The sequence below is a fragment of the Actinomyces johnsonii genome (assembly GCF_006546835.1).
Taxonomy (GTDB): Bacteria; Actinomycetota; Actinomycetes; order Actinomycetales; family Actinomycetaceae; genus Actinomyces; species Actinomyces johnsonii.
In genome coordinates this window covers 174,149-200,779 of record NZ_VICB01000004.1, presented here as the reverse complement: position 1 = coordinate 200,779, position 26,631 = coordinate 174,149, and the positions used below count along the sequence as shown (strand labels likewise).

The following is a 26,631-nucleotide window of genomic DNA, read 5'->3' as shown; positions in this document are numbered from 1 at the left end:
CCTCAGCTCCGGCAGCGCACCGTGGATCCGCGGTTCCTGAGGAAGACGGGCATGAGCGTGCGATGCTCTGCCGGCTCCGGTTCTCCCCTCAGGCAGGCTATCAGGATCGAGCCCGCGGCAGTTCCCATCGCCTCGCGGTCCACGCTGAACTCGCTGAAGGCCTCTCCCTGCCGCCCGCGGCACTCCGTGACCCCGAGGGTGAGTACGGACAGGTCGGTGGGAATGGACAGCCCGTGGGCCTGCGCCGCACAGGCGAGCCCCACCAGGGCGGCAGGGTTGTTGGAGACGACGGCGCTGCGCCCCTCCACCAGTCCGTCCGCTCCCACAATCTCGCTTCCGGCCAGCGCCAGCTCCGGAACCTGGCGCACCAGGACATCCACCCCCAGGTCGACCGCGGCACGCAGAAGCTCCTGGGCCTGGTCCTGGCGCGCATGGGCGTCGTCGGCGCTGGTCTCCCGCATGAGTGCGACGATGCGCCGGTGCCCGAGCCCGGCCAGGTGCTTCACGGCTTCGTGCGCCATCTGGGCGAAGTCGGTGTCGACGCCCGGCGCCCCGACGGTGCAGCCGGAGGATCCGATGAGAACAGTGGGGATCTTCTCCTCCAGGAGCATCGCCTCACGCTCATCGCCCTGAGACACATCCATGAGGATGACACCGCCCAGCGATCCCGAGCGCACGAGTGAGCGCAGCTCGATCAGCGGCGCCGAAGATGTCATGACCGGGATGACGACCTGGAGTCCGCTGGGTTCCAGGGCCCGGCGAATGCCGTCGACGTAGTCGAGGTCATTGGCGTCAATGGTCGAGCGCTGACGTCGGAACAGTACCCCCACGGTGCGCAGCACCGGCGAGGCCAGAGAACGGGCAGCGGTATTGGGGTGGTAGTCGAGCTCGCGCACGGCCCGCATGACCCGCTCCCGGGTGCTCGAGCGCGTCGAGCGCTGTCCGGACAGGACATAGGTGACGGTCGAGGGCGACACCCCCGCCGCTCGGGCTACGTCAGCACGGGTCGCCGCCATCAGGTCCTCCTTGCGGAAGATCCAGCCAACAGGCGCCATTGGGCGGCAGGACGACGGTTTCCGTAGCATCTGCCCCGCCCCGATCGGCAGAATGCCAAGAGATGATGAGAGGCCTGCCGGTGTCCTCGATCATCACCGGATGCTCAGTGGTGTTGAGGACGACACCTGTCACTCCGTTGCGCAGGAAAAGGACTCCGGGCTCTGACGCCAGCCACTCCACAGCCCCGTGCCCGAGCCGGCGCTCGCGCCGCAGGGCGATGGCCCGCCGGTACAGGGCGAGGGTGGAGTCCTCGAGCCCTTCCTGGGCCTCAGGCGAGTAGTCGCCCCACCCTTCGGGCTGGGGCAGCCAAGTACGACCGGTGGTGTTGTACCCGTAGGAGACCCCGTCCCGAGTCCAGGGCAGGGGAACCCGGCAGCCGTCGCGCCCCGGCACGAGGTGGTTAGTGCGCTCCCACAAGGGGTCCTGGCGGGCCTCGTCCTCCATGGTGGTGTGCTCGGGCAGTCCCAGCTCCTCCCCCTGGTAGAGGTAGGCGCTGCCGGGCAGCCCCAGCATGAACAGGGTCGCGGCGCGCGCCCGGGCCAGGCCAAGCTCGGCGTCGGGCTGGGGGTCGTTCGGTCCGATCCCAGGGTTGGTGTCCATGTCGGCGGGGTAGGCCAGGCGGGAGGCGTGGCGTACGACGTCGTGGTTGGACAGCACCCAGGTGGCCGGAGCCCCGACGGCACCGTACTCGGCCAGGGAGACGTCGATGACGCGGCGCAGCTCAGCGGCGTCCCACCCGGCGGTCAGGAAGGGGAAGTTGAAGGCCTGGCTCATCTCGTCTGCGCGCACGTACAGGGCGGCATCCGCCTCGGTGGGTACCCAGGCTTCGGCGACCATGAGGATGTCCGTGCCGACCTCGTTCAGGACACTGCGCCACTCGCGGTAGATGTCGTGGACCCCGGGCTGGTTGAAGGCGGGGCCGACGTCAGGCAGCTTCTCACGGGCGGCGGCAGCATCCTCGTCTTCTGCTGCAACGACGTTCCACCGGTCCGGGCCGAGGTCGTCATCGGGCAGACCCTCGGCCTTGACCAGTCCGTGAGCGACGTCGACACGAAACCCGTCGATGCCCCGCTCCACCCAGAAGCGCAGGAAGGTGCGGAAGTGCTCGTGGACGTCCTCGTTGGACCAGTTGAAGTCGGGCTGCTCGGCGGCGAACAGGTGGAGGTAGTACCAACCGCGGTCCCGGCTGCGGCCGGTGAGCGGCTCGACCGGCTGCCAGGCGGAGCCTCCGAACAGCGAGCCCCAGTTGTTCGGGGCGCCGTCGTCGCTATGGCGGAAGATGTAGCGGTCGCGCTCGGGGGAGCCCGGGCCTGCGGCCAGGGCGGAGCGGAACCATTCGTGCTGGTCGGAGGAGTGGTTGGGCACCAGGTCGATGACCACGCGGATGCCGGCTTCGTGGAGATCGGCGATGAGGGCGTCGAGGTCTTCCAGGGATCCGTACTCGAGGGCCAGATCGAAGTAGTCGGAGACGTCGTAGCCGGCGTCGACCTGGGGCGAGGGGTAGAACGGCGAAAGCCACACGGCATCGATACCGAGCGCGGCCAGGTAGTCGACGTGCCCGCGGATGCCCTGGATGTCGCCGATCCCGTCGCCGTTGGTGTCGGCGAAGGAGCGGGGATAGATCTGGTAGATGACGGCGTCGCGCCACCAGGCATCGGTGTCTGTGCGCGGCACGAGGCTCTGAGAGCAGGAGCTGGTCGAGGTCATGGGCGGGTCCTGGTCGGGCCGCAACGCTGCGGCGAGGTGAGAGAGAAGGAGGAAGGAGAAGAGCAGAGACGTACAGAGAAAGATGCCCCTTGAGCCGGCGGGAGTCACAGACGTCCTCTGCGGGACGGCGGCGCGATACTGCCGTCCCGCAGAGAGAGCCTGTGGCGGACAAACCCTACAGCGATCCGGGTTCTGGCCGCGCCGGCACTACTGCTTGAGTCCGCCGGCGGCCAGACCCGCCACGATGCGACGCTGGAAGAAGAGCACCATGAGCACCAGCGGCAACGTCATGATGACGCCGGCCGCCATCTGAGAGCCGAAGGGCGTGTTGAACTGGGAATCACCGGTGAACTTCGACAGCAGCACCGTGGCCGGCTGCATCGAGGGTTTGATGATCATCGTGACGGCCACGAGGAACTCGTTCCAGGCGCCGATGAAGATGATGATGGCGGTGGTGAAGATGCCCGGCGCGGCCAGAGGGAGGATGACCTTGCGGAAGGCTTGGCCGGGGGTGCATCCATCGACCATGGCGGACTGCTCGAGCTCCTGGGGCATCTGCCTGAAGAAGCTCGTCAGGTTCCACACGGCCAGGGGCAGGGAGAAGGACAGGTCCGGGACGATCATCGCTTGGTAGGTGTCCGTCCAGCCCCAGGCGGCGAAGTTCTTCAGCAGGGGCACGATGATGGCCACGAGCGGGAACATCGAGGTGGCGATGATGAGGAGCATGAGCAGGCCCTTGCCCCGGAAGTCGAGGCGTGCCAGGGCGTAGGCGGTGAAGGTCGCCACGGCCAGTGCCACGATCGTCACGACGATCGAGACGATGAGGGAGTTGATGAGGCCGTTGGCGAAGTCGTTCTTCGAGGAGAAGACCGCCTTGTAGTTCTCGAAGGAGGGGTGGCGGGGCCACCAGCTGTTCTCGAAGATCTCGCTGTCAGGGCGCAGCGAGGAGACCAGCATCCAGTAGAAGGGCGCCAGGCAGTAGATGACGATGAGGACGATTCCGACGTTGGAGAAGAGGCTTCCCCAGTCCCTCTTGGTCTTGCGAACCGGTACAGCGGTGGAGGTGCTCATGCCTGCTGATTCCTTTCGGTAGCCGTCTGGGAGGCCGGGGTCGAGGAGCCGGAGCGCTTGAAGAAGGCGCTGACCGGCAGCTTGCGCTCATTGCGCTTGCGCCGAGCCTCGTCGTTACCGCTGAGGTCGGTGTTGGTGATCTTCAGGAAGGCGATGGCGAAGACGAAGACGTAAAGGAACAGGATGAGGGCGTAGGCCGCGGCACTGCCGTAGCGGGAGTTGGAGCTCTCGTCCTGGACCAGCATGGAGAGGGTCTCCACGCTGCTCTTCCTAGGACCGATAAGGATGTAGGGCAGGTCGAACATGCGCAGGGCGTCCAGGGCCCGGAAGACCACGGCCACGACGAGCGCAGGCTTGACCAGCGGAAGGGTGATGGAGGTGAAACGCTTCCAGGCGCTCGCACCGTCGATCTTGGCAGCCTCATAGACCTCGTCGGGGATGAGCTGGAGCCCAGCCAGGGTGAGCAACCCGATGTAGGGAGCCGTCTTCCACACGTCGGCGATGATGATGGCCATCTTGGCGCTCAGATCCCCCGAGGCCCACATGACGTGCTGGCCCAGGATCGCGTTGGCGACACCGTTCTGGTTGAAGATCCAGCCCCACAGGATGGCGGAGACGGCGGTGGGGATCGCCCAGGGAACGAGGATGGAGGCACGCACGATGCCGCGTCCCTTCATCGCCTTGTGCATGATAAGCGCCATGGCCACACCGAGGATGGTCTCCAGGACCACGGTGACCACGCCGAAGAGGGTGGTGTTGTAGAAGGCCACCCAGAACCGTTCGCCTGCACCGGAGAAGATATCGGTGTAGTTCTTCAGGCCCACGAACGGCTCGGTCGTGGAGAAGAAGCCGTCGTCCTCCAGGCGGGGTCGCCCGAAGAGCGACTGGTAGAGGGATTGGGCGATGGGGATGAGAATGACGATGGTCAGCACCAGCACCGTCGGAGAGATGAGCATCCAGGCCAGACGGGCCTGGGCCTTGGAGCTCTTGGACTGGCGGTTGACGACTTGTTCGGAGTGCGTCGTTGTACTCATGAGTGTCCTTTGACCGTCCTTGTTGACATGACCGGTTTGTCTCAGGGGCGCCACTCGCGGCGGCGGCCGTTGCCGTGGCCTTACCCCTCCAGCTTCTTCAGGTCGTTGCTCAGGCTGGCGATGACGTCCTTGGCCGCCTTACTCCCCGGCTGCTGGATCGCGGGGTAGATGTTGTCCTGGATCTTCGCGGTGACGTCGCCGTAGTAGACGGCCTGAGGACGGCTCTTGGCGTTCTCAAGACTCTGCCTGAGGATCGGCAGGTAGGGGAACTTCTGCAGCAGATCGGCGTCCTCGTAGAGCGACCCGAGGATCGGTGCGAGTGTCTGAGTTTCCAGTTGGTAGCGTTCGGAGTCCTCGCTGATCCACCACTTGACGAACTTCAAGGCGGTGGCCTTGTTCTTCGATCCCTTGGTAATGGCGCAGTTGTGCCCGCCCAGGGTCGGCACGAAGTCCTTGCCGTCGATACTCGGAAGGGCGGCGACGTCGAACTTCTCCGTCCCCAGGGCCTCCTTGTTATTGGCGTACTGGTAGGGCCACTGACGGTAGAAGAGAAGGTTGCCCGCCTCAAAGGCATTGCGGCCGTCCTCCTCCTTCCACTCCAGGGACTCCTTGGGGATGTAGTTCTGGGAGAAGCCGTCGATGAGCCACTGCAGACCGGTGACCGATTCGGCAGAGTCGACGATCACTTGGTTATCCGGGTCGTAGAAGCCCCCGCCGGCGGTGTGGATGAACTCCGAGGCGCAGCAGGTCAGGCCCTCGTACTTGGCGAACTGCCCTCCGAAGCCGCCGATGTTCTCGTGACCGGGCAGGGCCCGCACCGCGTCGATGGCAGCCTTGACCTCGTCCCAGGTCGTGGGAACCGCGACGCCGGCCTCCGCCAGGAAGTCCTTGCGGTAGAACATCACCGGGGCATCCGTGTGGAACGGAACGGCGAAGAACTTGTCCTTATAGACACCCGTCTGCCAGACGGGCTCAAGGATATCGTCGTTCTTGAGTTCGTCCTCGGGCAGCTCGACCACCCACCGGTTGGCGGCGAACTCGGAGACCCAGACGTTGTCCAGGGAGACGACGTCGTAGGCGTTGGAGTTGATCCTGGCGGCATTGACCAATGCCGTGCGCTGTTGGTCGGCCTCCGCGGAGAGCTCGATGAGCTTGACCTCCTCGCCGGGGTTGGCCTTGTTCCACTCATCGATCCTGGCCTGCACCTTGCCGCCGGAGTTGTCCTTGCCCTGAACCCAGGTGATCGGTCCGGTGCCTTCAAAGGTGACGGGACCGTCGTCGTTCCCGCTGGAGGTGGAGCAGGCCGCCATTGAGGCCAGCGCCGCCGCCAGGGCAGAACCCTGGATGAACTGACGACGGGGTAGGGGTGTCATGCGTGTTTCCTCCTTGAAACTGTTCCGGAGCCCACCGACTCCGTTCCGGAAGGACCCACAGTGTCGACGCGCGTCGACTTGGGCATGAGATCCACGTTACACATCTGTAACCGGTCGGTCAATCCGTTTCATCTTCGTTCCTTCGCGCACTTCAGAGGAACTCCCATCCCGAAGCACCCCACCGGACGTCACCGCCCCACGATCTCCGCAAGGCCGTCAGGCCTCGCCTGTGAAAACCTCCACAGCAGCCCACCGGTTCTCTCACCACAACGGAGCGCCGCCCCTCGAGCTGCCTGACACAATGAAACCGTGAGCTCTCGTCCCTCCTCATCCCACGGCAACAGCACCAGATCACCGCGCTACCCCGGCCATATGGCCGGCGGGGTCTCCGGTACTGAGATCCCCTTCCAGCCCGAGGCGCACTGGTCGGTTCCATGGCTGCTGGCCGATCGCATCGCCCGCAGCGGCGACAAGCCACTCGTGGCCCGCAAGTCGCCTCTGTCAGGCGGCTGGCAGGAGGTCTCGGCCCGTACCTTCGGCGAGGAGGTGGCCCATGTGGCTGCCGGCCTCATCGGCATGGGGCTGAAAGCGGGCAGCGCCGTCGGCATCATGGCGCATACCTCCTACGATTGGTTCCTGCTGGACATGGCCATCGCCCGCGCCGGCTTGATCTCGGTCCCCATCTACGAGACGAGCTCAGCCGAGCAGGTCGAGTGGATCGTCTCCGACTCCGACGTGTGCCTGGTCATCACCGAGAGCGGCACCCTGGCCGAGCTCGTGCGCGGCGCTGTCGCTGGCATCGAGCACACGGTGGAGGTCCTCGCCCTGGACTCCGACGCCATCACGACGATCGTCCAGGCCGGCTCGGGCGTCAGCCCCTCGCAGGTGGACCAGCGCTCCAACGCCCTCAGGGTCGACGACGTCTACTCCATCATCTACACCTCCGGCACGACCGGCCGCCCCAAGGGCGTGGAGCTCACCCACCGCAACGCCGTCGGCATTCCCTACCACGGGGTGCGCTACCTGCCCGGCGTCCTGTGGGGCACCCATGTGCGCCTCCTGCTGTTCCTGCCGCTGGCCCACGTCTACGCGCGCTGCCTCCAACTGCTGTCCCTGGCCGGGGAGGGGGTGCTGGGGCACACCCCCGATGTCAAGACACTCCTGCCGGACTTGCAGTCCTTCGCCCCCTCCTACGTCCTGGCCGTCCCTCGCGTCCTGGAGAAGATCTACAACGCCGCGGACGCCAAGGCCGGCAGCGGCGCCAGGCTCAAACTGTTCCGCTGGGCCGCTAAGGTCGCCATCTCCTACTCCCGCGCCCTGGACACCCCCACCGGGCCCTCCCCCGCGCTACGCCGGGCCCACGCGGTCGCCGACCGCCTGGTCTTCCGCAAGATCCGGGCCCTCATGGGCCCCAACGCCCGTTTCATCATCTCCGGTGGAGGACCACTGGGTCAGCGCCTGGGGCACTTCTACCGCGGACTGGGGCTAGTCATCCTGGAGGGCTACGGCCTGACCGAGACGATCGGTCCGGTCAGTGTCAACACCGACTGGCTCAACAAGATCGGCACTGTCGGCCCACCCGTGTGCGGCAATGAGATCCGCATCGGCGAGGACGACGAGATCCAGGTACGGGGCCTGGGCGTCTTCTCCACCTACCACAACAACCCCAAGGCGACTGCCGAGTCCTTCACGGCCGACGGATGGTTCCGCACCGGCGACATCGGCGCTCTCGACGACGACGGCTACCTGCGCATCACCGGGCGCAAGAAGGAGCTCATCGTCACCGCCGGTGGTAAGAACGTCGCCCCTGCCCAGCTGGAGGACCGGCTGCGCGGTCATCCGCTCATCAGCCAGGTGCTCGTCGTCGGGGACGAGGAGCCCTTCATCGCCGCGCTCATCACGCTGGACAAGGAGATGCTCCCCCAGTGGCTGCGCAACCACGGGCTGCCGGCCATGGACGTCGTCGAGGCCTCCACCCATCCGCAGGTGCTCGCCGCCCTGGACCGGGCCGTGGCGCGCACGAACCGCGCGGTCTCCCGGGCCGAGTCGATTCGCGCCTTCAGGGTACTGACCACCGACTTCACCGAAGCCAATGGCCTGCTCACGCCGTCGCTGAAGGTCAAGCGCGGTCCGGTGATGGAAGCTCACGCCGAAGTCATCGCGGACATCTACAGCTCCACGCGCAAAGGACCGCAGGAGTAGACGCCTCCGGCTGTCCGGGCCGGGCATACTTGCCACCATGACCGACGCCTCCACCTCCCCGGCCGATGCCGTCTCCTCCGACCCGTCCGGCGAGCACGCCACCGAGCTGCTGATCCCGGTCCACGACGGCATGACGACACCCTGGGCACTGGCCGAGCGCGTGCGCCGCAATCCCGACGGCGGGCTCATCGCCCGCAAGTCCCCGTTGGGGCGGCGCTGGCGCGAGATGAGTGCCAGCGCTTTCCGTGCCCAAGTGCGCGAGGTCGCCGCGGGATTGGTGGCCGAAGGGCTCAAACCAGGCGACGCCGTGGGCATCATGTCTCACACCTCGTACGAGTGGACGCTGCTGGACTTCGCCGCCTGGGAGGCGGGGCTCGTCGTGGTCCCCGTCTACGAGACCTCGTCGGCCGATCAGGCCCAGTGGATCCTCACCGACGCCGGGGTGAAGCTCATGGTCGTGGAGAACGAGGCCATGGCCGCGATGATCGGCGCTCTGACCTCCACCGTGCCCGAACTGGCGGACCTGCGCGTCCTGTGCGTGGAGCGCCAAGACGTCCTGGGGCTCATCGAGGCCGGTCGGGGTGTGGAGCCCGCCGAGCTCGACCAGCGCAGCGCGGCCCTGACCTCGCAGTCCCTGGCGACGATCGTCTACACGTCGGGCACCACGGGCCGTCCCAAGGGCGTCGAGCTCAGCCACGGCAACCTGGTGCACCTGTGCGTCAACGTCTGCCCCCATGTGCCCGAGGTCCTGGGCGGGGCGGAGGTCCGATTCCTGCTGTTCCTGCCACTGGCCCATGTGCTCGGCCGGTTCGTAGAAATCGCGATCGTCTGCTCGCGCTCGGGCGTCCTGGGCCATGTGCCCGATGTGCGCAACCTGGTGGCGGACCTGGGCTCTTTCCAACCCACCGCGGTTCTGGCCGTGCCTCGCGTCTTTGAGAAAATCTACAACGCCGCGGACGCCAAGGCGACCGGCGCCAGGCAGAAAGTCTTCCGTCTGGCGGCTAAGACCGCGATCGCCTACTCACGGGCCCTGGACACCCCCGAGGGACCGTCGCGCAGGCTGAAGGCCCAGCGCGCGGCTTTCGACCGGATCGTCTTCTCCACCCTGCGCTCCGTCCTGGGCGGGCAGGTCACCCATGTGATCTCCGGGGGCGGGCCGCTGGGCGAGCGCCTGGGGCACTTCTACCGCGGCGCGGGGGTCACCGTCCTGGAGGGCTACGGCCTGACCGAGACGATGGGGCCCTGCGCCGTGAACCTGCCAGGCGCCACCCGGATCGGTACCGTCGGCACGCCGCTTCCCGGCTGTGCGGTCCGCCTCGACGGGGACGGGGAGATCCTGGTTCGGGGCATCGGCACCTTCACCGGCTACCACAACAATCCCGAGGCCACGGCCGAAGCCTTCACCGCCGACGGCTGGCTACGCACCGGTGACATCGGGTCCTTCGAGGGCGCCGAGGGGTTCCTGCGGATCACGGGGCGCAAGAAGGAGCTCATCGTGACCGCCGGGGGTAAGAACGTCGCCCCGGCTCCCCTGGAGGACCGGCTGCGGGGCCACCCGCTGGTCAGTCAGGTGCTCGTCGTGGGTGAGAACCGGCCGTGCGTCGGGGCTCTCGTCACGCTGGACGCGGAGATGCTGCCGCTGTGGCTGTCGTCCCACGGCCTGGAGGAGATGACCGTGGTCGACGCCGCCCAGGACCCGAGGGTGCGCGCCGCGCTGGAGCGGGCAGTGGCCAGAGCCAATGAGGCGGTCTCACGGGCAGAGTCGATTCGAACCTTCAAGGTGCTTCCCACGGACTTCACGGTGGCCAACGGCCTGCTCACGCCCTCTCTCAAAGTGCGCCGTGCCGAGGCGGAGAAGCGTTTCGCGGCGGAGATCGACGCGCTCTACACGCGCACGCCACTCGTCCCCAGCGCCGCTGCCTCGCCGTCGCAGGAATAGGGGCAGTTGTGCGAGTCTGTTGGGCTCGGCTGCCCCGGGTCGCCCCGGGGCTTGCGGACGCTTCCGCGACGCCGCGTCGGTAGGCGGCGCGAGACGACGGACACCGCACCAGCCCCGACCCCCACTAGTCGGCACTTGCCCGCCTCGACAGCGGCGCGGAACGGGCGGCCGCCAATCGAGAACTGCGTTTCCCATCCAGAACGTACCCATCCCGCAAACCACTGGCGTCCGCCCCCAGTCGTCTGCGGGACAACGCAGTTCCCGATCACGAAGTACGTTCCCGATCAAGGCCCGCGCAGCACAGGCGGCTCCCCGGCCTGCCCCTCCCGACACCCACAGGCCGCAACCCCGCGCAAAGGGACGCCTCCCCAACCGCCCATTTACGACCGAACCGCCCAGCGGCATCGACATCCACTGGTATAGAGCCTGCTAAGCGACCCACCGCCCCTCCTTCCGCAACCCGCTCCCAATGGCGGGCGTCGAGGCGAGTTACCGGGAGCGCGCCTAGACGGCTGCGTCCGTCGGTGCCTCCAGTCCCGCCTGCCGGGCGCGCTCGGCCCCACGGCCGTCGCGGATCTCCTCGTGGTGCTGGATGACTTCGGCGACGATGAAGGCGAAGAACTTCTCAGCGAAGACCGGGTCGAGGCCGGCCTCCTCGGCCAGCGCCCGTAAGCGCGCCACCTGCTGGCGCTCGCGTCCGGGGTCGGCCGGCGGCAGGTCCAGGCGGGCCTTGAGCAGGCCCACCTGCTGAGTGCAGCGGAAGCGCTCAGCCAGGAGATGAACGAGGGCGGCGTCGAGGTTGTCGATGGTGGCGCGGTAGACGGCCAGCTGCGGGGGAACGCCGTCCTGTCCCCTGCTCATGCGGTTCGGCTCCGCTCCCCCGCTTTGGCAGCCGATCGAAGTGTGCCCGATCCTGCCTGGTAGCTGGGCTTTCCTGTTCCCCGCACGGCATCGGCGTCGACGACGACGCGCCCGACCTCGGGCAGGGAGGGGACCTCGAACATGGCCTGCCCCAGAACTTCCTCCACGATGGAGGTCAGTCCTCGGGCGCCGGTCTTGCGCTCCAGGGCGAGGGAGGCCACCGCTTCGATGGCGGCGTCGGTCAGCTCTAGCTCGACGCCGTCGAGGCTGAAGAGATACTGGTACTGGGAGACCAGGGCGTTCTTGGGCTCGGTCATGACGCGCACGAGCTCGCGCACACCCAGGTCCTGAACGGTGGCGATAACGGGCAGACGGCCGATGAACTCCGGGATGAGGCCGAACTTGTGAAGATCCTCAGGACGCACCGGGGAGGTGAAGACGTCCTTGGACCCCGTACCACCAACCAGCTGGGCGCCGAAGCCCACCATCTGGGCGCCGGACTCCTTGCGCTGGCGTTGGCGCACGATCTCCTCGATCCCGGCGAAGGCTCCAGCGGCGATGAAGAGGATGTTGGTGGTATCGATCTCCAGGAACTCCTGGTGAGGGTGCTTGCGCCCGCCCCCCGGGGGCACCGACGCCGTAGTGCCCTCGATGATCTTGAGCAGCGCCTGCTGGACGCCCTCGCCGGAGACGTCTCGAGTGATGGAGGGGTTCTCCGCCTTACGACCGATCTTGTCGATCTCGTCGATGTAGATGATGCCCTTCTCGGCGCGCTTGACGTCGCCGTCGGCGGCCTGGATGAGCTTGAGAAGGATGTTCTCCACGTCCTCGCCCACGTAACCCGCTTCGGTCAGCGCCGTGGCGTCAACGATGGCGAAGGGGACGTCGAGGAGGCGGGCCAGGGTGCGGGCCAGGTGGGTCTTGCCGGTTCCGGTGGGCCCCAGTAGGAGGATGTTGGACTTGCCCAGCTCCAGGCCGTCCCCCTCGGCCACGGAGCGCTCCTTGACCTGGACACGCTTGTAGTGGTTGTAGACCGCCACGCTCATCGCCCGTTTGGCGGACTCCTGCCCGATGACGTACTGATTGAGGAAGTCGAAGATCTCCTGGGGCTTGGGCAGCTCGAGGGGGACACCGGCACCAGACTCGCCCAATTCCTCATCGACGATCTCGTTGCACAACTCGATGCATTCGTCGCAGATGTACACACCAGGCCCGGCGATGAGCTTCTTGACCTGCTTTTGGCTCTTGCCGCAGAAGGAGCACTTCAGCAGATCCACACTCTCAGCGTTACGTGCCACAGTTTTCCTCCAGATTCGTCATCGGTCCCCCTGCCCGGGTGACCCTGCGTCAGCCTACGGGCTGAGCCGGCAGGTGCATCGAGGACATGGCGGCGTGTCCAGTCCGCAATATGCCACGTTGGGCACCATGCTGCCAGCGTTTGCGCGTTTCATTTTCACCGGCTGCTCGGTCGGTGCTCCCGCCAAGGCCGGCGGGAGCACCGTAAGCAGCGACGACGCCTTCAGGAGGAATGCGGGGAGGCGGGCGCCTTGCGGGAGGTGAGCACCTGGTCCACGATCCCGTAGTCCTTGGCGGCCGCGGCCGTGAGGATCTTGTCCCGTTCAAGATCGGTGTGGATCTTCTCGCGGTCCTGGCCGGTGTGCGCGGCCAGGGTGTCCTCGAGCCAGGAGCGCATGCGGTCGATCTCGTCGGCAACGATCTCGATGTCGCTTGCCTGGCCCTGCATCCCCTCCATGGCGGGCTGGTGGATGAGGACGCGCGCGTTGGGCAGGGCAAGGCGCTTGCCCGGGCTTCCAGCGGCCAGCAGGACGGCGGCGGCGGAGGCGGCCTGCCCCAGGCAGACGGTCTGCACCTGCGGCTTGATGTACTGCATGGTGTCGTAGATGGCCGTCAGTGCCGTGAAGGATCCGCCGGGACTGTTGATGTACATGGTGATGAGGCCGTCGGGGTCCTGGGACTCCAGGACCAGCAGCTGGGCCATGATGTCGTCGGCCGAGGCGTCGTCGACCTGAACACCCATGAAGACGATGCGGTCCTCGAAGAGCTTAGCGTAGGGGTCCTGACGCTTGAAGCCGTAGGCGGTGCGCTCCTCGAACTGGGGCAGTACGTAGCGGGCCTGCGGCATGGCGCCGGCCTGGCGGGCGACGGCCTCGAAGTAGGGACGGGTCGAGGACATGTCAGTTGTCTCCGTTCTGCTTGCCGATCTCCCGGCTGGAGCGCACGATGTGGTCGACGAAGCCGTACTCGAGGGCCTCCTGGGCCGAGAACCAATGATCCCGGTCGGAGTCGGCGATGATCTCCTCCACCGTGTGCCCGGTGTTGGCCGCCGTGATCTCCGCGAGCTCCTGCTTCATCTTGATGATGAGGTCGGCGTTGATGCGGATGTCCGTGGCCGACCCCCCGGCGCCACCCGAGGGCTGGTGCATGAGCACGCGGGCGTGCGGGGTGAGATAGCGCTTGCCCTTGGCGCCTGCCGACAGCAGGTGCTGCCCCATGGAGGCGGCCAGGCCCGTGGCCACGGTAGCGACGTCGGGCTGGACGTACTGCATCGTGTCGTAGATGGCCATGCCGGCGGTGACCGAGCCGCCGGGACTGTTGATGTAGAGGTAGATGTCCCGCTCGGGATCCTCGGCGGCCAGCAGCAGCATCTGGGCGCAAATGGCGTTGGCGTTGTCGTCACGCACCTCGGAGCCGAGCCAGATAATGCGCTCCTTGAGGAGGCGGTTGTAGATGGAGTCGGTCAGCCCCAAGCCTGCACCGTTGACGTCGGCTGCCTGGGGCGGGGCGACCGCAGCGGGTGTATAGAGCTCGCTCACGTCAGTCCTCTCATGTTCGGTATCGCCAACGCTAACGCGACGCCCCCGTCCGCTATGCCCGCCATGACGCCCTTTTCGCCCACGGCGCAGGCTCCCGCCCGCAGGTCGGCGGCCCGGGCAGTACCGCAGGAACCGCGGGAAGGGTACCCATCGGCGCGACAGGGGCGGGCTTGGAGATCGCGTCGATGGGGCGGCGCGGTGGGGTCGTGGTAACGGTGACAGGGGGTGGCGATCCTGGGCGCGGGGTGCTCATCAAGTACGGATGGTGATGGGTGCGTCCGAGTCTGTTGCGAAGGGACCTTCAGCGCTCCTCGCCACCCCCAGCAAGAGCCCTGTCAATCATGCGATTTCCTGCGCCGGCGACGGTTCAGTCAGAAGCTTCGTCACAGGTGTGGGCACGACTGGCCCCTTTCCGTCCGGGTCCGCCGGTCCGGAACGTCTCACGAATGCCGCCAGAACCGCCTGGTTCACGGTTTCGCCGCAGCTCACGGCACGACCCGGCGCCACCCGAGCGCCACGACCGTAAGGTTGACCGCGATGGCCCCCAACAACCATGCCGGCCACCAGGTCCCCTTGTCGATCAGATCCCAGTAGGCCCGCACCGGCCACCAGCTCGGAATCGCGGCGAGCGGCCACTGCCACGCCCCTGCACCGTGGGACACTACGGCGGGTAGAACGAGGACTATCAGGGTCAGCTTGACGGCGGCGAATCCCTGGATCGTGTCCCCCGCCCAGGCGGCCAGTCCCAGGGCGACGGCACCGGCCAGGGGCGCGCCGGTGGCGGCGAGGATGGCGGCGGGCGCCGCTCCCAGATCGTTCAGGTCGGCGAGCCACACGCATACCCCGCAAGCGACGGCCGCGACGATCACCGCGCCGGCGGCTCTCCAGATCAGGTAGCCTCGCAGGGACACCGGCGTGACGGCGAGGACCGACCAGACCCCGTCCTCCTTCTCCCCCAGCAGCATGAAACCCACGACTGTCCCGACCAGCACCGGCACGACGATGGCGAAGGCGGTCACGTCGATGCGGGCGGTCCACTCCCGGGCTCCTGCCCCGCCCGGGCCGACGGACCCCAGGAGCGCTGGCACACCGAGTCGCGCGGCCAGGGCCATGGCGAGGGGCACAGCGGGCATCCATACCAGCAGTTCGTCACGGGCCAGACGGCGCAGATCGGCGGGCAACAGCCCCAGCACGGCGCGGAATCTCATGACGTCGCACCTCTCGGGATGACGGCGCGCACCAGCCTCGCCCGGGCGGCCAGGGCGAGGAGTGCGCACCAGATGGTCCCGAGCAGCGCGCAGGGCGCGGCGGCCCAGACCGGGCGCGTCCCGAAGGAGATCTCGATGAGGACGACGGCGGGCTGGAGCGGGTGGCACCACAGCCACCACCCGTCCGGGACTCCGAGGAGGGGCAGTAGGGGGACGCCCAGGACGAGGGTCCACAACCCCGAGGGCAGCAGAAAGGCCCCTATGGTCTCGTAATCGGCAACGACGATGACGCCGTAGAGGACGTAGAGGCAGGAGACGAGGGCCACGCCGATGGCCAGGACCGGCCAGAGCACCGCCGCGCCGTGGGCCGCGAGGACCAGCGCACCAACCTCGGCGAAGGCGAGCAGGCACAGGGAGCCGGCGAGCGCGACCAGGTACTCCCCCGGCGCGAGCGGGGTGACGGCCTGGGCGGCGAGGATGCCCTCACCCCGCTCGCGCAGGATCTGCACGGCGGCGAAGTAGAACGAGGTGATGGACAGCTCGGACAGGACCACGAGCGGCCACCAGCGGAGCGGGTCCCCGGCGAGCGAGAGCAGGACGGCGCCGACCGTCAGCCCCGCGAGCAGGGCTACGAACCAATACCCCGCCGCGGCCTGCCGCCGCAGGTCGAGTACAAGAGTGGCGGCAGTGCGCCTTGCGGTGGCACGCCTCGCCCCGGTCCCGGTCATGACAGCTCCCGACCGGTGACGGACGCGAAGACCTCGGCCAGGTCGGCCTCTCGCGAGTGGAGCGTGCGCACCGTCCGGGTGCGCAGCACCTCGTAGAAGGAGGCATCATCGGCGAGACCGTCCAGGGGGTAGACGCTGCCACCCCCGTCCCAGGTGACGCGGACCTCCCGCTTGCCGTGGCGCCGGCACAGCTCCCCCGGGATGCCGATCTCGACGAGATGCCCGTCGACGACGAATCCGACCCGGTCGCAGGCACGATGAGCGAGGGTCATATCGTGGGTGGTGACGACGATGGTGCGCCCCCTGTCACGTTCAACGGCGATGAGCTTCTCCATCCTCTGCACCCCCACCGGGTCGAGGCCGGCGGTGGGCTCGTCGAGGAATACCAGCTCGGGTTCGTGCAGGAGGGCACGGGCAACGTTGAAGCGCACGCCCATGCCCTTGCTCATGTGCGCAGCGAGCAGATCCGCGTCGTCGGCGAGGCCGACGGCGGCCAGTACGCCCTCCAGATCCCGGACGGATCCGCGATATAGGCGGGCGACGTAGGCGAGGTTCTCGCGCAGGGTAAGGTGCCTGAAGGAGACGGGCGTCTCGAAGGCGACCCCGATGCGCTCGTAGACCTCGCGCCCCCAGTCACGGATCTCGCGGCCGAGCACTCGCACCGAGCCCCGGTACCCGGTGAGCAGACCGGTCAGGATCCTCTGAAGGGTGGACTTGCCCGCACCGCTGGGCCCCAGTAGCCCGAGAATCTCGCCCTCGGCGACGCACAGACCGACGCCGTCCAGCGCGGGATGAGCCGAGCCCCGGTAGGTGAAGGAGAGCCCGCGGACCGCAATCGTCTCAGGCACGGTCCTCGCCCCCGTAGCCACCATTCCGGTCCTCGCGGACGCACGGCGCCTTGAGGGCGGAGACCAGCAAAGCGACGACGTCATCGGCCACCCGGTCGATCTCGGGCCGGTCGAAGGCGCTGCTGTCGGCGGCGACGCGCTCGGGGTCCACGTTGAAACGGCTCATGACGTAGTGGGGCGTTCCAAGCAGCACGCGCTCGATCATCCAGGCGGCGGTCTCGGCATCAATGTCCTCGCGCAGCTCACCGGACGTCTGCCCGGCGGCGATGGCGGCGACCGCCCATCGGTGGACGCTGCCGGAGACGGACTGGTCGGACTCGAGCATCGGCGGAGCGTCGTCGGCCAGGGTGCGCGCGAGCACGGCCCATCCCAGCGGGTCGCGCAGGTGGAAGTCGCGGCTGCCCCGCACGATGCCGGCGAGCACCTCCTCGAAGGGGGCCTCGGGCACGGCGGCCCCCGCCAGGTCGACACTCGCGCTCACGAGTTCGCGCACCAGGTGGGCGTAGGCGTCCTCCTTGTTGTCGAAATACTGGTAGAAGCTGCCCTTGGACACGCCGGCGGCACCGATGACGCGGTCGACCGACGCCCGGGCGTAGGGGCGGGCGGCGAATTCGACCTTGAGGGCCTCGACGACGCGGGCGCGCTTGTCCTCGGGAAGGTTGAAGAAGGTGGAACGGGGCATGAGAACCTCCTATGACTATCCAGTCATATGACTATTGAGTCACAGAGTAAGTGCTTCCATCCGCGCCGTCAACGGCGTCCCGGCCCGCACCCATACCCGCACCCGCAGTAGCGCGCCCCAATCGACGGAGCGGGTCAAGACGGTCAAGACGGCAAGAGCAAGGGCCACGAAGACCCCGGAATCACGGCACCCCCGCAACAACCGGCCACCCCCGCGCCAAGCACCCCTTCCAAACAGTCCGGATGCCGCAGCGACGCGACTCACGACACACGAACCTGTCAGCATAAACAAATAGGATAAGGTGTCGTTACGTATTTACGTGGATGTGATCTGCACACCCCGAAGGCAGCCGGACCGAGGAGGACGAACCGTGAGCGCGCACCAGCCCCCGAAATCCGAGACCGCACCTCCCGCCGGGCCGACATCGGCCGACCACATCGTCGGCGAGGCGATGCTGACGATCCAGTCCGACAACCACAAGCGCGAGATCCTCGTAGAAGCGGCACGCATCCTGACCCCGGGCGGACGCTACGCGATGCGGCAAAGCTTCCGGCTTCAGGGCGAGGCTCTTCATGCCATTGGCACGGTCGCACGAAAGCCGGACTCCCCCACCGAGAGCCCCGCCGAGAACGCCAGGGCGGTTCAGGAGCCTGATGCCGCCGAAGACGCCGGCGGCGCCTCTGGCCGAGAGGCTCCGACCTCATGACGGATGTTGCGACCAGTTCCTCGAACGTGACGGACCAGCAGGCTCAACGGCATGGGGACCGCGGCGAGCTCAGACTGGATCACGTCACGATGATCCGCCGGGGCCTGACCTTGGTGGAGGATCTGTCCGTGACGGTCGTCCCTGGACAGACCCTGGCGGTCACCGGGGCCTCCGGAGCCGGCAAGACCACACTGCTGCGGGCGATCTCGGGCCTGTCGGACACCGACTCCGGCTCCGTCTCCCGCCCGACGGGGGGCCTGGCCCAGGTATTCCAGGAGCCGCGGCTCATGCCCTGGTACTCAGCCCACCGCAACATCTCCCTGGTGGTCGGCGGCCCGACGCCGGATCTGACGGCCGCCCAATGGCTGGAAAGGGTGGGCCTCGCCTCTGCCGGACACCTCCCGCCGACCCGGCTCTCCGGAGGTATGCGTCAGCGGGTGTCCATCGCCCGGGCGCTGTCGACCGGGCCGAGTCTGCTCCTAGTCGATGAGCCATTCTCCGCCCTGGACCGTCCCCTGGCCAAGGCGCTGAGGGCCGATCTCACCGACCTGCTCGCCGACCAGGACGTCATCACCGTCTGGGTCACGCACGACCCCGACGAGGCCGAGGAGGTCTCTCACCTCCACCTCCACCTCGATGGCCCTCCGGGAACCTGGCACTTGTCCGGCTGAGGGCCGGGCAGCCAACGGCACCCCCACGCTCCACGACCTCCTCTCATACCTCTGCATACCCCGACGACGAAGGACAACGAAGCACCATGGGCAACCACACGAACTCACACACTTCACGCGCAAGCACCGCTCGTAGGCCAGGAGCACCGATCAGGCGCCGCTCACTCATCACCCTGGCCGGTCTCGGCGCCCTTTCCCCGGCGATCCTGTCAGCCTGTTCATCGCGTTCGGGCAAGGCCTCATCCAGCGGGACCGGCGGTCACATTGACACCCTGCGCGTCCACGTTCCCACAACTCTGGCCTACATGGCGCCGATGACGCTCTTCGGTGGCCAGGGCAAGCTGGCCCCGACGATCGGCAAGGCCACGGTGGAGAACTGGTCGAGTATCGACGCGATGAAGACGCTGCTTATGCAAAAGCAGACCGACCTGGCCGCGACACCCTCCTACGCGGCGGCGAACCTGTTCAACAAGGGCGTCCCACTGCGCCTGGTCGCGATGCAGGTGTGGGGCATGCTCTACATCATCGGTCCCGAGGGAACCTCGGAGCAGGGCCTTGAGGCCCTGCGCGGTAAGACGGTGGCCGTGCCCATGCCGAACAACATGCCGGACCTCGTTTTCCGCTACCTGCTGGGCCAGAAGGGCTGGGACACGAGCAAGGACCTGACGATCCAGAGCTACACCGATGGCCAGGAAGCACTATCCAACCTCCTGGCGGGCAACGCCGAGTTCGCGGTCCTTCCCGAGCACCCCGCCAGCGTCAGCCTGGCCAAAGCCAAGCAGCAGGGCAAAATCCTGGAGCGCACGGCCGATCTCCAGCAGATCTGGGCGGAGGTGACCGGCGGGGAGGCGAAGTTCCCCATGGCCGGACTGGTCATGCCGCAGGAGATCACGGATTCCAACCCTCAGGCGGTCGGGGCAGTCCTCAATGAGGTGGAGGCCTGTATCGCGGCCACCAACGCGAAATCCGAGGAGACTATCAATGCCATCTCCCAGAAGACCGAGGTCCCCGCACCGATCGTCACCGAGGTGATCCCCCGCCTCCAGCTGAATCTGGTTCCGGCGGCCCGGGCCAAGGACCAGCTGGTCGACTTCTACACCCGTCTGTCCACCGTCAGCCCGGACATCGTCGGCGGCAAGATGCCCGCCGACGACTTCTACCTGAAAGACCCCCGGTGACCCCGGGCCCGCCATCACCCCTCGTTCGCTGGCGCGCACGTCTTCTGTGGTGGGCCGGTATCGGCTTGGCCATCCTCATCTGGTACTGGGCCGCACTGGACCAGCCCGAGTACGCCCTTCCCGGTCCGGCGGCGACCTGGAGCGCCTTCCTGGGGCTGATCGACGACGGAGCGCTGGGATGGACCTTGTGGCTCACTTTGTCCAGAGCCGTCGTCGGTCTGGGGCTGTCCTGTCTCATCGGCATCCCGACGGGCTGGGCCCTGGGCACCTGGACCTGGCTGCGTGAGCTGCTGGACTCCTGGGTCCAGATCCTTATGGCGGTACCGCCGATCGTGCTCGTCGTGGTCGGGATGATATGGCTCGGACCGACGACGGGCGTCGTCATCCTGGTGGTCGCTCTGGTCACGCTGCCTCTGCTCGTCGCCTCCATGCGCGACGCGGTCCTCAACGTCGACGGCGACCTGCTGGAAATGGCGACGGTCTTCTCCAAGTCCCGCCCGTGGACGATCCGCAGGATCATTCTGCCAGCGGTAGCGCCACCGGTACTGTCTGCTCTGACAGTCGCCGTCGGCCAGTCCGTGAGGGTCACGGTCATGGCCGAGCTTCTGAGCACCCCGACGGGCCTTGGCGCAGAGGTCCAGCAGGCCCGCACAAATCTGGAAACCGCCGACGTCTTCGCCCTATCCGTCATCATGGCCGCGCTGACGCTGGTGCTCGAGCTGTGCGTCCTGCGCCCGTTTCGACGCCGCCTGACGACCTGATCCTCGTAATCCTCGTTCATTCTTGCAGTTCTCATCACTCAACACCGAAGGAGCACACATGTCACCCTCAGCCAGCACCCCGTCCACCGAATCCCTGTTCCGGCTCGGACTCAACGAGGCCCTGCCCATCTCCGATGAGGCCACCACCTCACGAGTCGTCGTCAACAATGACATCCTGCGCACCGTCATCTTCACCTTCGACACCGGTCAGCTCCTGACCGAACACACCTCCCCTCGCGCCGTGGTCGTCACGCTCCTGGAGGGCGAGATGGACTTCTCCATCGGCGAGCGCGTTGAGCGGATGAGTGCCGGCGACGTCATCTACCTGGCCCCCGGAGACCGTCACGCTCTGACAGCCGTGTCGCCATGCCGCATGCAACTGGTGATGGTCGATGTCGACAAGATCGACACGACAGCAGCGGAGTAGCGCGGGGCAGAACGACACAACCGTCGACGGAGCCGCCGACCGGCGGCAAGTACCACGTAGAGGCGGGGTGCGGAGCGCAGAGGGCTCCGCACCCCGTCCCGCTTTCTTGTGACATCCGCAAAAACAGGTGCCTCATCCGGAGGGTTCGTAGCACCGGGCGATTCCGCCCAACCCGGAGCATCACGCATGGTGTCGCGCCTCACGCAGTTCCCGTGACAACTCGGAACGGTAAGCCAACTCACGCACCCTTGTAGGAAAACTAAACCTTCCATAGAATAGATTGTGGATGCCCGAGATCTTGACGTGACTCGCTTCCCACACCGTGGCATAGGGAAGACGGGCGTGGCACCATCGCTTTTATCCGCCCAGAGAACGCAGGGAACAGTAAGAGAGTCTGTATGTCTACCGACCCCAAACCCTAGTTCCCCTCTCAACTACCCTACCACATTCTTTTAGTTTTCAATAACCCCATCCCCGCCCGGTCTCCACGTCTTCCGCCTGCCGCACCACCCAGTAAGGGGTTACCAGTGTTCAGCAAGCCCGCACAATTCCATGCACCAGAGAGGAACGCCGCATGATTGTCATCACCCTTCTGGTGGGAATCCTATTCTGGATCGGGATTGACATATGGGCCGGCATCACCTCGAAGTGGTACAAGGCGGTAGAACTCCACCCCGACGTTATCTCTGAAGACTTCAGCGTCCTCGTGCCGATCTACGGCAACGTCAAGTATCTCCAGAACGCGGACTATCTGCACCCCTACGGTGATCGGGTGGTCCTGTGCACAACCTCCGGCGAGTCCGAAGAGTTCTACCGCGACCTTGAGGACATTGCCATCCGCTACGGATTCAGGATCTTCCGCAGCGAGTACGTTCCGCGCAAAGTGGGACGCAAACGGAGCACCTCGGGGATCACTCGTGACACGGTTGTTCGAGACGCGCTGCTGGCCGCACCGCTCAACTCCTACACGGTCTGCCTTGACGCCGACACCACGGCACAGGAGTCACTGACCCACATCGTCGGCGCCCTGGTGGCCAACAAGGCGGACTTCGCCTCGGTCACCATCGTCCCGCAGAAGAAGGGGCCCTTCATCGTCCAGATGCAGCGTCACGAGTACGTTGTCTCCATGCGCGCTCGTCGAATCATGCCGTGGCTTCTCAGCGGAGCCCTTCATATCGGTAAGACCGACGTGATGCGCCAGATCATGGCTCGTCACTCGCTGTTCTTCCAGGGCAATGACATCGAGTCCGGGATCATCGGGGACGCCCTTGGATACAAGGCCGTTCATATTCTTGCCCACGTCAACACCAACGCGCCGGACACGCTGTACGCCTGGTGGCGTCAACGGATTGCGTGGAGTGGCGGCTCTTTCAGGCTTTTCATCATCAACTTCAGATTCGTCTTCCAGCATCCGTTCCTGTGGATGTACAGCGGTATCGTCGTGATCAGCATGTTCGTCCTCAGATGGATCGCCGTCATCTCTCCCGGCTGGACTCTACTGCTCGCGTTGTTCATCTACTACGCGGCTATCGTGTGGCTTCACTGGGACCACGGGAACAAGTGGCTCATCTTCCAACCCTTCTACTGCCTCTTCGTCAGTCTCATCGTCGTGCCCATTGGTGTGGCCTACTACTTCAAGATGGCGATTCCGGAGCGCAATTTCGGAGTCATCCGTCCCAAGCGCAAAGAGCTGGTGCCTGCGAGCTGATCTCCTCGCAGCAGCCCAGGAATAACATCCGGAAGACGCGAACAAGCGAACCAAATTGGCGGGCCCACCTTCTCAGAAGAAGGTGGGCCCGCTAATGGTATGCCGTACCCGGGAACGGAATCAGCTCACTCCTCGCCACTCTCGGCGGAGTCGGCGCTGTCATCGTCAGCGGCCTCAGCGACGGCCGCCGCAGCGGCCTCGGCGGCCGCGGCAGCATCGTCCTCATCGGAGCCGATGTAGGCCGACAGGTCCACGACCTCTCCCTTGGAGTCGACGACCTTGGCCTGTCGCAGGGCCATGGCCAAGGATTTGTTGCGAGCAACCTCGGAGACGAAGGCAGGAATCTGCCCAGCCTGCTGGGCTCCCTGGAGGAACTGGGCGGGCTCCATGCCGTACTGCTGAGCGGTCTGGAAGAGGAACTCGAGGAGCTCGTCCTGAGCCACGCCGACCTTGAGGTCTTCGGCCAGGACGTCGAGGATGATCTGGTCGCGCACACCGGTGACGATGTCGTCCCGGATCTCCTTGGCGTGCTCCTCGTCGCTCTCCTTGCCCTCGGCCTGGAGGTGCTGGGCGATCTCGGCCTCGACAACGGCCTCGGGGACGTCGAAGGACACCTCACCGCGCAGATGCTCGAGTAGAGCGTCACGGGCGGCGACGGCCTGCTCACCGGTCTTGCGCTCGGAGACCTGCTTGACGAGGTCCTCACGCAGCTCCTCAACGGTGTCGAACTCGGAGGCGAGCTGGGCGAACTCATCGTCAACCTTGGGCAGCTCGCGCTGCTTGACGGCGGTGGCGGTCACGGTGACCTCGGCCTCCTCGCCCGCGTGCTCGCCGCCGGCCAGCTCGGTGGTGAAGGTGGCGGACTCATCGGTCTTGAGACCGCGCAGAGCGGTATCCAGCCCCTTGAGCATGTTGCCCTTGCCGATCTCGTAGGAGACGCCGGAGATGGAGTCGACCTCCTCACCGTCAATGACCGCCTTGAGGTCGATGGTGACGAAGTCACCGGTCTTGGCCTTGCGGCCCACGGACTTCAGGGAGCCGAAACGAGCGCGCAGGTTGTCCAACTCGGTGTCGACGTCCTCGTCGGTGACCTCGACGGCGTCGACGGTCAGTTCGGTCTTGCTCAGCTCGGGCAGCTCGATGACGGGACGGACGGTGACCTCGGCGGTGAAGGCAAGCTGGCCGCCGTTCTCACCGGTGGCGTTGGGCAGTTCGACAACGTCAACCTCGGGCTGGAGCATGGGGACCCGCTCGGCCTCGGTGATGGCGTCCCGGTAGAAGTCGGAGAGCTTGTTGTTGACGGCCTCCTGGATGACGGCCCCACGGCCGACCCTCTGGTCGATGACCCGGTTGGGGACATGGCCGCGGCGGAAGCCGGGAACCTGGATCTGAGAGCCGATCTCCTTGTAGGCGGCATCGAGGCTGGGCTTGAGCTCCTCATAGGGGACCTCGACGGTCAGCTTGATGCGACTGGGGTCGAGATTCTCGACAGTGGTCTTCACGGGGGTTGCTCCCAAGGTCTGAGTTCTGCGGTAACACCGAAGCGTTCTGAAGCGTTCGGCGGACGCGCGTCTGTGGCGTCAATCCGTGCCATCTTAGGGCAAACGGCCAGTGGGATCGATGATGCATCCCCACCTGGCGCATGACTCTGGACACAAGGGCAAGACCTGTCATCACCTCGGGCTCAGTGGCACGCTCCGCCCTCCGACAACGACGGCCTGCCAAGCCCGCTCAACCCGGGCAACCCGCCCAACCGCATCAACGACGTCGGCGTGAACGTCGCGGGCCTCAGCGTCGTCAGAACCGGTGAAGCGGACCGTCACCCGGGGCTCCGCGCGCACGACATCGATCTGGAACGACTCCAGAACAGTGGTTTGCTTGACAGCGCTGCGGGCGGCGGACTCGACATCCTTGGGACTGTGACCCGCTTTGAGCGCGTTCACCGTAAGAATCGATCGGTACGAGGGCATGACTCCAGCGTAGTGCTCACCGCGACAGCACTTGAAGCAAGCGCACGACGCCCTCGCCCGTAGGGCGAACGGTCGGGCTGGCGGGATTTGAACCCGCGGCCCCCTGCTCCCAAAGCAGGTGCGCTACCAAACTGCGCCACAGCCCGTGACGTGGCGAAAGGGACCGCCGAGGAGGCGGCCCCTTTCGGCTCACAGAGCGGGTGACGGGAATCGAACCCGCGCAATCTGCTTGGAAGGCAGAGGCTCTACCATTGAGCTACACCCGCATGGATGAAGGGCTCTCACCCTCCACCTGCAGCCTCACTGCTCGATGAGGCCCTCCTTGTAGGCCCGCACAAGACGGCGGGGCACGGCGATCTCGCGGCCCTGAACGCGGATGGTGTTGAGCTCGGTGAGCTTGGCCTTCCACTGTGAGCGGCGGTTGCGGGTGTTGCTGCGGGACATCTTCCGCTTCGGCACTGCCATGGGCCCGCTCCTCTCTCATGAACCAAAGGGGTCAGGCGACCCCTCGAAACTGGACCGAGGGACACCATAACGACATTCGCCCGACCGCTTCCAGTCCATGACCGTCTCCACCCGTGTGACATCGATCCCGCGCCCGCCCGTGCGAAGATCCTTCCATGGCCTCACACGCCCCCGGCACATCCTCCCGCCGACCTGCTCGCAACGATGGCCCCCGTGGGCTGGTCACGCTGGCTCATGGCGAGCAGCCTGAGATCGACCTGGAGATCAAGAGGTCGCACTTCCTGGCGAGAGCCCGCCGCACGGACACCATGGACGAGGCCCGCGAGTTCATCGCACGAGTGCGTTCCGCTTACCCCGATGCGCGTCATCACTGCTCGGCGATGACTGTCACCGTGCTCTCCGAGTCCGGCGCCCCGACCGCGTCGCACCACCCTACTGAGCGCTCCAACGACGACGGCGAGCCCTCGGGTACGGCGGGCCAGCCCATGCTCGAGACACTGCGGGGAACGCGATTAGCCAACACGACCGTCGTCGTCGCCCGCTACTTCGGTGGGACGCTTCTGGGGACCGGAGGCCTGGTGCGCGCCTACTCGGAGGCCACTGCCCGGGCACTGGCCCGCGCCTCGCGCGTCGAGCTGATCCGGCGTCACCTGTGGGACCTGCGGGTACCGGTCGCCCAGGCCGGCAGGATCGAGGCCGAACTGCGTTCCCGCGATGTCACCGGCGGCGACCATGACGGTCATCGTTCGATCCAGGTGGAGGAGACCATCTGGGGGCCGACCCACGCCGTTCTCATCCTGGCAACACCCTTCGCCGACCCGGCTCTCCTACGGGAGCCGCTGGCCGCTCTTACGCGGGGCGAGGGGATTGCCGAGCCCGCCGGAAGCCGTCTGGTCGAGGTCCCGTTGCCATCGTCTGCATGACATGGCCGACACACGATCCGCACGCCTCCAGAGCTTCAGGGCCCACCGCGATGTGACACAGTCGACCCCAGAATGCGGTCATCGCAGCGGGACACGGGGTAGTGTTTCAGCGAAAGCCGGGCCGGAACGGTCCCGGATCAGTTCACGAGCAGCCCAGACACGGGCAGGCGCAGTCAGCCGCCCCGAGGACAGGAGGACCATGATGGCCATGACCGCCATGTGCGCCATGTCCCCCATGTCCATGTGTCGATGCTGCCGGTGTAGGTAGAGCGCCAGGCC

Annotated in this window: 25 protein-coding genes and 2 tRNA genes; 9 read left to right on the top strand and 18 right to left on the bottom strand. The window is 66.5% G+C overall.

Annotated elements, in window-relative coordinates; translation table 11 throughout:
- Positions 1–2: 2 nt before the first annotated feature.
- The 5 genes from FK256_RS03640 to FK256_RS03620 all read right to left on the bottom strand — a co-directional run bounded on the left by FK256_RS03640 (position 3) and on the right by FK256_RS03620 (position 6,241).
- Positions 3–1,016, bottom strand: a complete 1,014-nt coding sequence (locus FK256_RS03640) for a LacI family DNA-binding transcriptional regulator (protein WP_021605915.1) — start codon at positions 1,014–1,016, stop codon at positions 3–5.
- The gene (locus FK256_RS03635) at positions 997–2,763 is read right to left on the bottom strand and encodes a glycoside hydrolase family 13 protein (RefSeq protein WP_141423746.1); all 1,767 of its coding nucleotides are present in this window, start codon (positions 2,761–2,763) and stop codon (positions 997–999) included. Before FK256_RS03635 ends, FK256_RS03640 begins: the two co-directional genes overlap by 20 nt.
- A 207-nt stretch (positions 2,764–2,970) precedes the next feature.
- Positions 2,971–3,834 carry a carbohydrate ABC transporter permease gene (locus FK256_RS03630; RefSeq protein WP_141423745.1) on the bottom strand — a complete coding sequence of 288 codons (864 nt, stop codon included), beginning with the start codon at positions 3,832–3,834 and terminating at the stop codon, positions 2,971–2,973.
- Entirely contained in the window at positions 3,831–4,868 is a 1,038-nt protein-coding gene (locus tag FK256_RS03625) for a carbohydrate ABC transporter permease (protein WP_141423744.1), read from the bottom strand. The genes FK256_RS03630 and FK256_RS03625 overlap by 4 nt, the downstream gene beginning before the upstream one ends.
- Positions 4,869–4,948: 80 nt before the next feature.
- Positions 4,949–6,241: an ABC transporter substrate-binding protein gene (locus FK256_RS03620; protein ID WP_141423743.1), complete on the bottom strand. Its 1,293-nt coding sequence runs from the start codon at positions 6,239–6,241 to the stop codon at positions 4,949–4,951.
- A 309-nt stretch (positions 6,242–6,550) separates the two neighbouring features.
- Between FK256_RS03620 and FK256_RS03615 the strand changes: the two genes are divergently transcribed.
- A complete protein-coding gene (locus FK256_RS03615) occupies positions 6,551–8,443 on the top strand; it encodes an AMP-dependent synthetase/ligase (protein WP_141423742.1) in 1,893 nt (630 codons plus the stop codon).
- 37 nt (positions 8,444–8,480) lie between these two features.
- Positions 8,481–10,382 carry an AMP-dependent synthetase/ligase gene (locus tag FK256_RS03610; protein ID WP_141423741.1) on the top strand — a complete coding sequence of 634 codons (1,902 nt, stop codon included), beginning with the start codon at positions 8,481–8,483 and terminating at the stop codon, positions 10,380–10,382.
- 504 nt (positions 10,383–10,886) lie between these two features.
- Here the strand turns inward: FK256_RS03610 and FK256_RS03600 are convergent.
- From FK256_RS03600 to FK256_RS03565, 8 genes are all read right to left on the bottom strand, one after another.
- Positions 10,887–11,243: a chorismate mutase gene (locus FK256_RS03600; protein ID WP_009232290.1), complete on the bottom strand. Its 357-nt coding sequence runs from the start codon at positions 11,241–11,243 to the stop codon at positions 10,887–10,889.
- Positions 11,240–12,541 carry an ATP-dependent Clp protease ATP-binding subunit ClpX gene (clpX, locus tag FK256_RS03595; RefSeq protein ID WP_034474470.1) on the bottom strand — a complete coding sequence of 434 codons (1,302 nt, stop codon included), beginning with the start codon at positions 12,539–12,541 and terminating at the stop codon, positions 11,240–11,242. The genes FK256_RS03600 and clpX overlap by 4 nt, the downstream gene beginning before the upstream one ends.
- A 221-nt stretch (positions 12,542–12,762) precedes the next feature.
- Positions 12,763–13,437, bottom strand: coding sequence for an ATP-dependent Clp protease proteolytic subunit (locus FK256_RS03590; protein ID WP_021606613.1), 675 nt, complete (start codon positions 13,435–13,437; stop codon positions 12,763–12,765).
- 1 nt (position 13,438) lies between these two features.
- Entirely contained in the window at positions 13,439–14,077 is a 639-nt protein-coding gene (locus FK256_RS03585) for an ATP-dependent Clp protease proteolytic subunit (protein WP_009232293.1), read from the bottom strand.
- A gap of 485 nt (positions 14,078–14,562) precedes the next feature.
- The gene (locus FK256_RS03580) at positions 14,563–15,285 is read right to left on the bottom strand and encodes a hypothetical protein (RefSeq protein WP_141423739.1); all 723 of its coding nucleotides are present in this window, start codon (positions 15,283–15,285) and stop codon (positions 14,563–14,565) included.
- Complete coding sequence (locus FK256_RS03575) at positions 15,282–16,013, bottom strand: fluoroquinolone export ABC transporter permease subunit (RefSeq protein ID WP_141423738.1); 732 nt, start codon at positions 16,011–16,013, stop codon at positions 15,282–15,284. The genes FK256_RS03580 and FK256_RS03575 overlap by 4 nt, the downstream gene beginning before the upstream one ends.
- On the bottom strand, positions 16,010–16,861 hold the full coding sequence (locus FK256_RS03570; RefSeq protein ID WP_244936117.1) for an ABC transporter ATP-binding protein: 852 nt from the start codon (positions 16,859–16,861) through the stop codon (positions 16,010–16,012). The genes FK256_RS03575 and FK256_RS03570 overlap by 4 nt, the downstream gene beginning before the upstream one ends.
- A complete protein-coding gene (locus FK256_RS03565) occupies positions 16,854–17,543 on the bottom strand; it encodes a TetR/AcrR family transcriptional regulator (protein ID WP_141423736.1) in 690 nt (229 codons plus the stop codon). The genes FK256_RS03570 and FK256_RS03565 overlap by 8 nt, the downstream gene beginning before the upstream one ends.
- Positions 17,544–17,913: 370 nt before the next feature.
- On the opposite strand from FK256_RS03565, the gene FK256_RS14870 reads away from it, so the two are divergent.
- The 6 genes from FK256_RS14870 (at position 17,914) to FK256_RS03535 (ending at position 22,994) form a co-directional block, all read left to right on the top strand.
- Entirely contained in the window at positions 17,914–18,249 is a 336-nt protein-coding gene (locus tag FK256_RS14870; RefSeq protein ID WP_211343515.1) for a hypothetical protein, read from the top strand.
- Positions 18,246–18,920, top strand: coding sequence for an ATP-binding cassette domain-containing protein (locus FK256_RS03555; protein ID WP_141423735.1), 675 nt, complete (start codon positions 18,246–18,248; stop codon positions 18,918–18,920). The genes FK256_RS14870 and FK256_RS03555 overlap by 4 nt, the downstream gene beginning before the upstream one ends.
- 305 nt (positions 18,921–19,225) lie before the next feature.
- A complete protein-coding gene (locus tag FK256_RS03550; protein ID WP_309314036.1) occupies positions 19,226–20,098 on the top strand; it encodes an ABC transporter substrate-binding protein in 873 nt (290 codons plus the stop codon).
- Positions 20,095–20,859 carry an ABC transporter permease gene (locus FK256_RS03545; RefSeq protein WP_141423733.1) on the top strand — a complete coding sequence of 255 codons (765 nt, stop codon included), beginning with the start codon at positions 20,095–20,097 and terminating at the stop codon, positions 20,857–20,859. Before FK256_RS03550 ends, FK256_RS03545 begins: the two co-directional genes overlap by 4 nt.
- A gap of 58 nt (positions 20,860–20,917) precedes the next feature.
- On the top strand, positions 20,918–21,286 hold the full coding sequence (locus FK256_RS03540) for a cupin domain-containing protein (protein ID WP_009232302.1): 369 nt from the start codon (positions 20,918–20,920) through the stop codon (positions 21,284–21,286).
- A gap of 574 nt (positions 21,287–21,860) precedes the next feature.
- A complete protein-coding gene (locus FK256_RS03535; RefSeq protein WP_021606625.1) occupies positions 21,861–22,994 on the top strand; it encodes a glycosyltransferase family 2 protein in 1,134 nt (377 codons plus the stop codon).
- A gap of 125 nt (positions 22,995–23,119) precedes the next feature.
- Here FK256_RS03535 and tig read toward each other — a convergent pair whose 3' ends face one another.
- From tig to rpmF, 5 genes are all read right to left on the bottom strand, one after another.
- Complete coding sequence (gene tig, locus FK256_RS03530) at positions 23,120–24,496, bottom strand: trigger factor (RefSeq protein WP_141423732.1); 1,377 nt, start codon at positions 24,494–24,496, stop codon at positions 23,120–23,122.
- A gap of 171 nt (positions 24,497–24,667) precedes the next feature.
- Positions 24,668–24,964 carry a hypothetical protein gene (locus FK256_RS03525; protein WP_009232305.1) on the bottom strand — a complete coding sequence of 99 codons (297 nt, stop codon included), beginning with the start codon at positions 24,962–24,964 and terminating at the stop codon, positions 24,668–24,670.
- Positions 24,965–25,036: 72 nt separating this feature from the next.
- A tRNA-Pro gene (locus tag FK256_RS03520) sits at positions 25,037–25,110 on the bottom strand.
- Between the two features lie 49 nt (positions 25,111–25,159).
- A tRNA-Gly gene (locus FK256_RS03515) sits at positions 25,160–25,230 on the bottom strand.
- Between the two features lie 34 nt (positions 25,231–25,264).
- Positions 25,265–25,429, bottom strand: a complete 165-nt coding sequence (gene rpmF / locus FK256_RS03510; RefSeq protein WP_009232306.1) for a 50S ribosomal protein L32 — start codon at positions 25,427–25,429, stop codon at positions 25,265–25,267.
- Positions 25,430–25,584: 155 nt separating this feature from the next.
- Between rpmF and FK256_RS03505 the strand changes: the two genes are divergently transcribed.
- Complete coding sequence (locus tag FK256_RS03505; RefSeq protein ID WP_021606629.1) at positions 25,585–26,352, top strand: IMPACT family protein; 768 nt, start codon at positions 25,585–25,587, stop codon at positions 26,350–26,352.
- Positions 26,353–26,631: the final 279 nt, after the last annotated feature.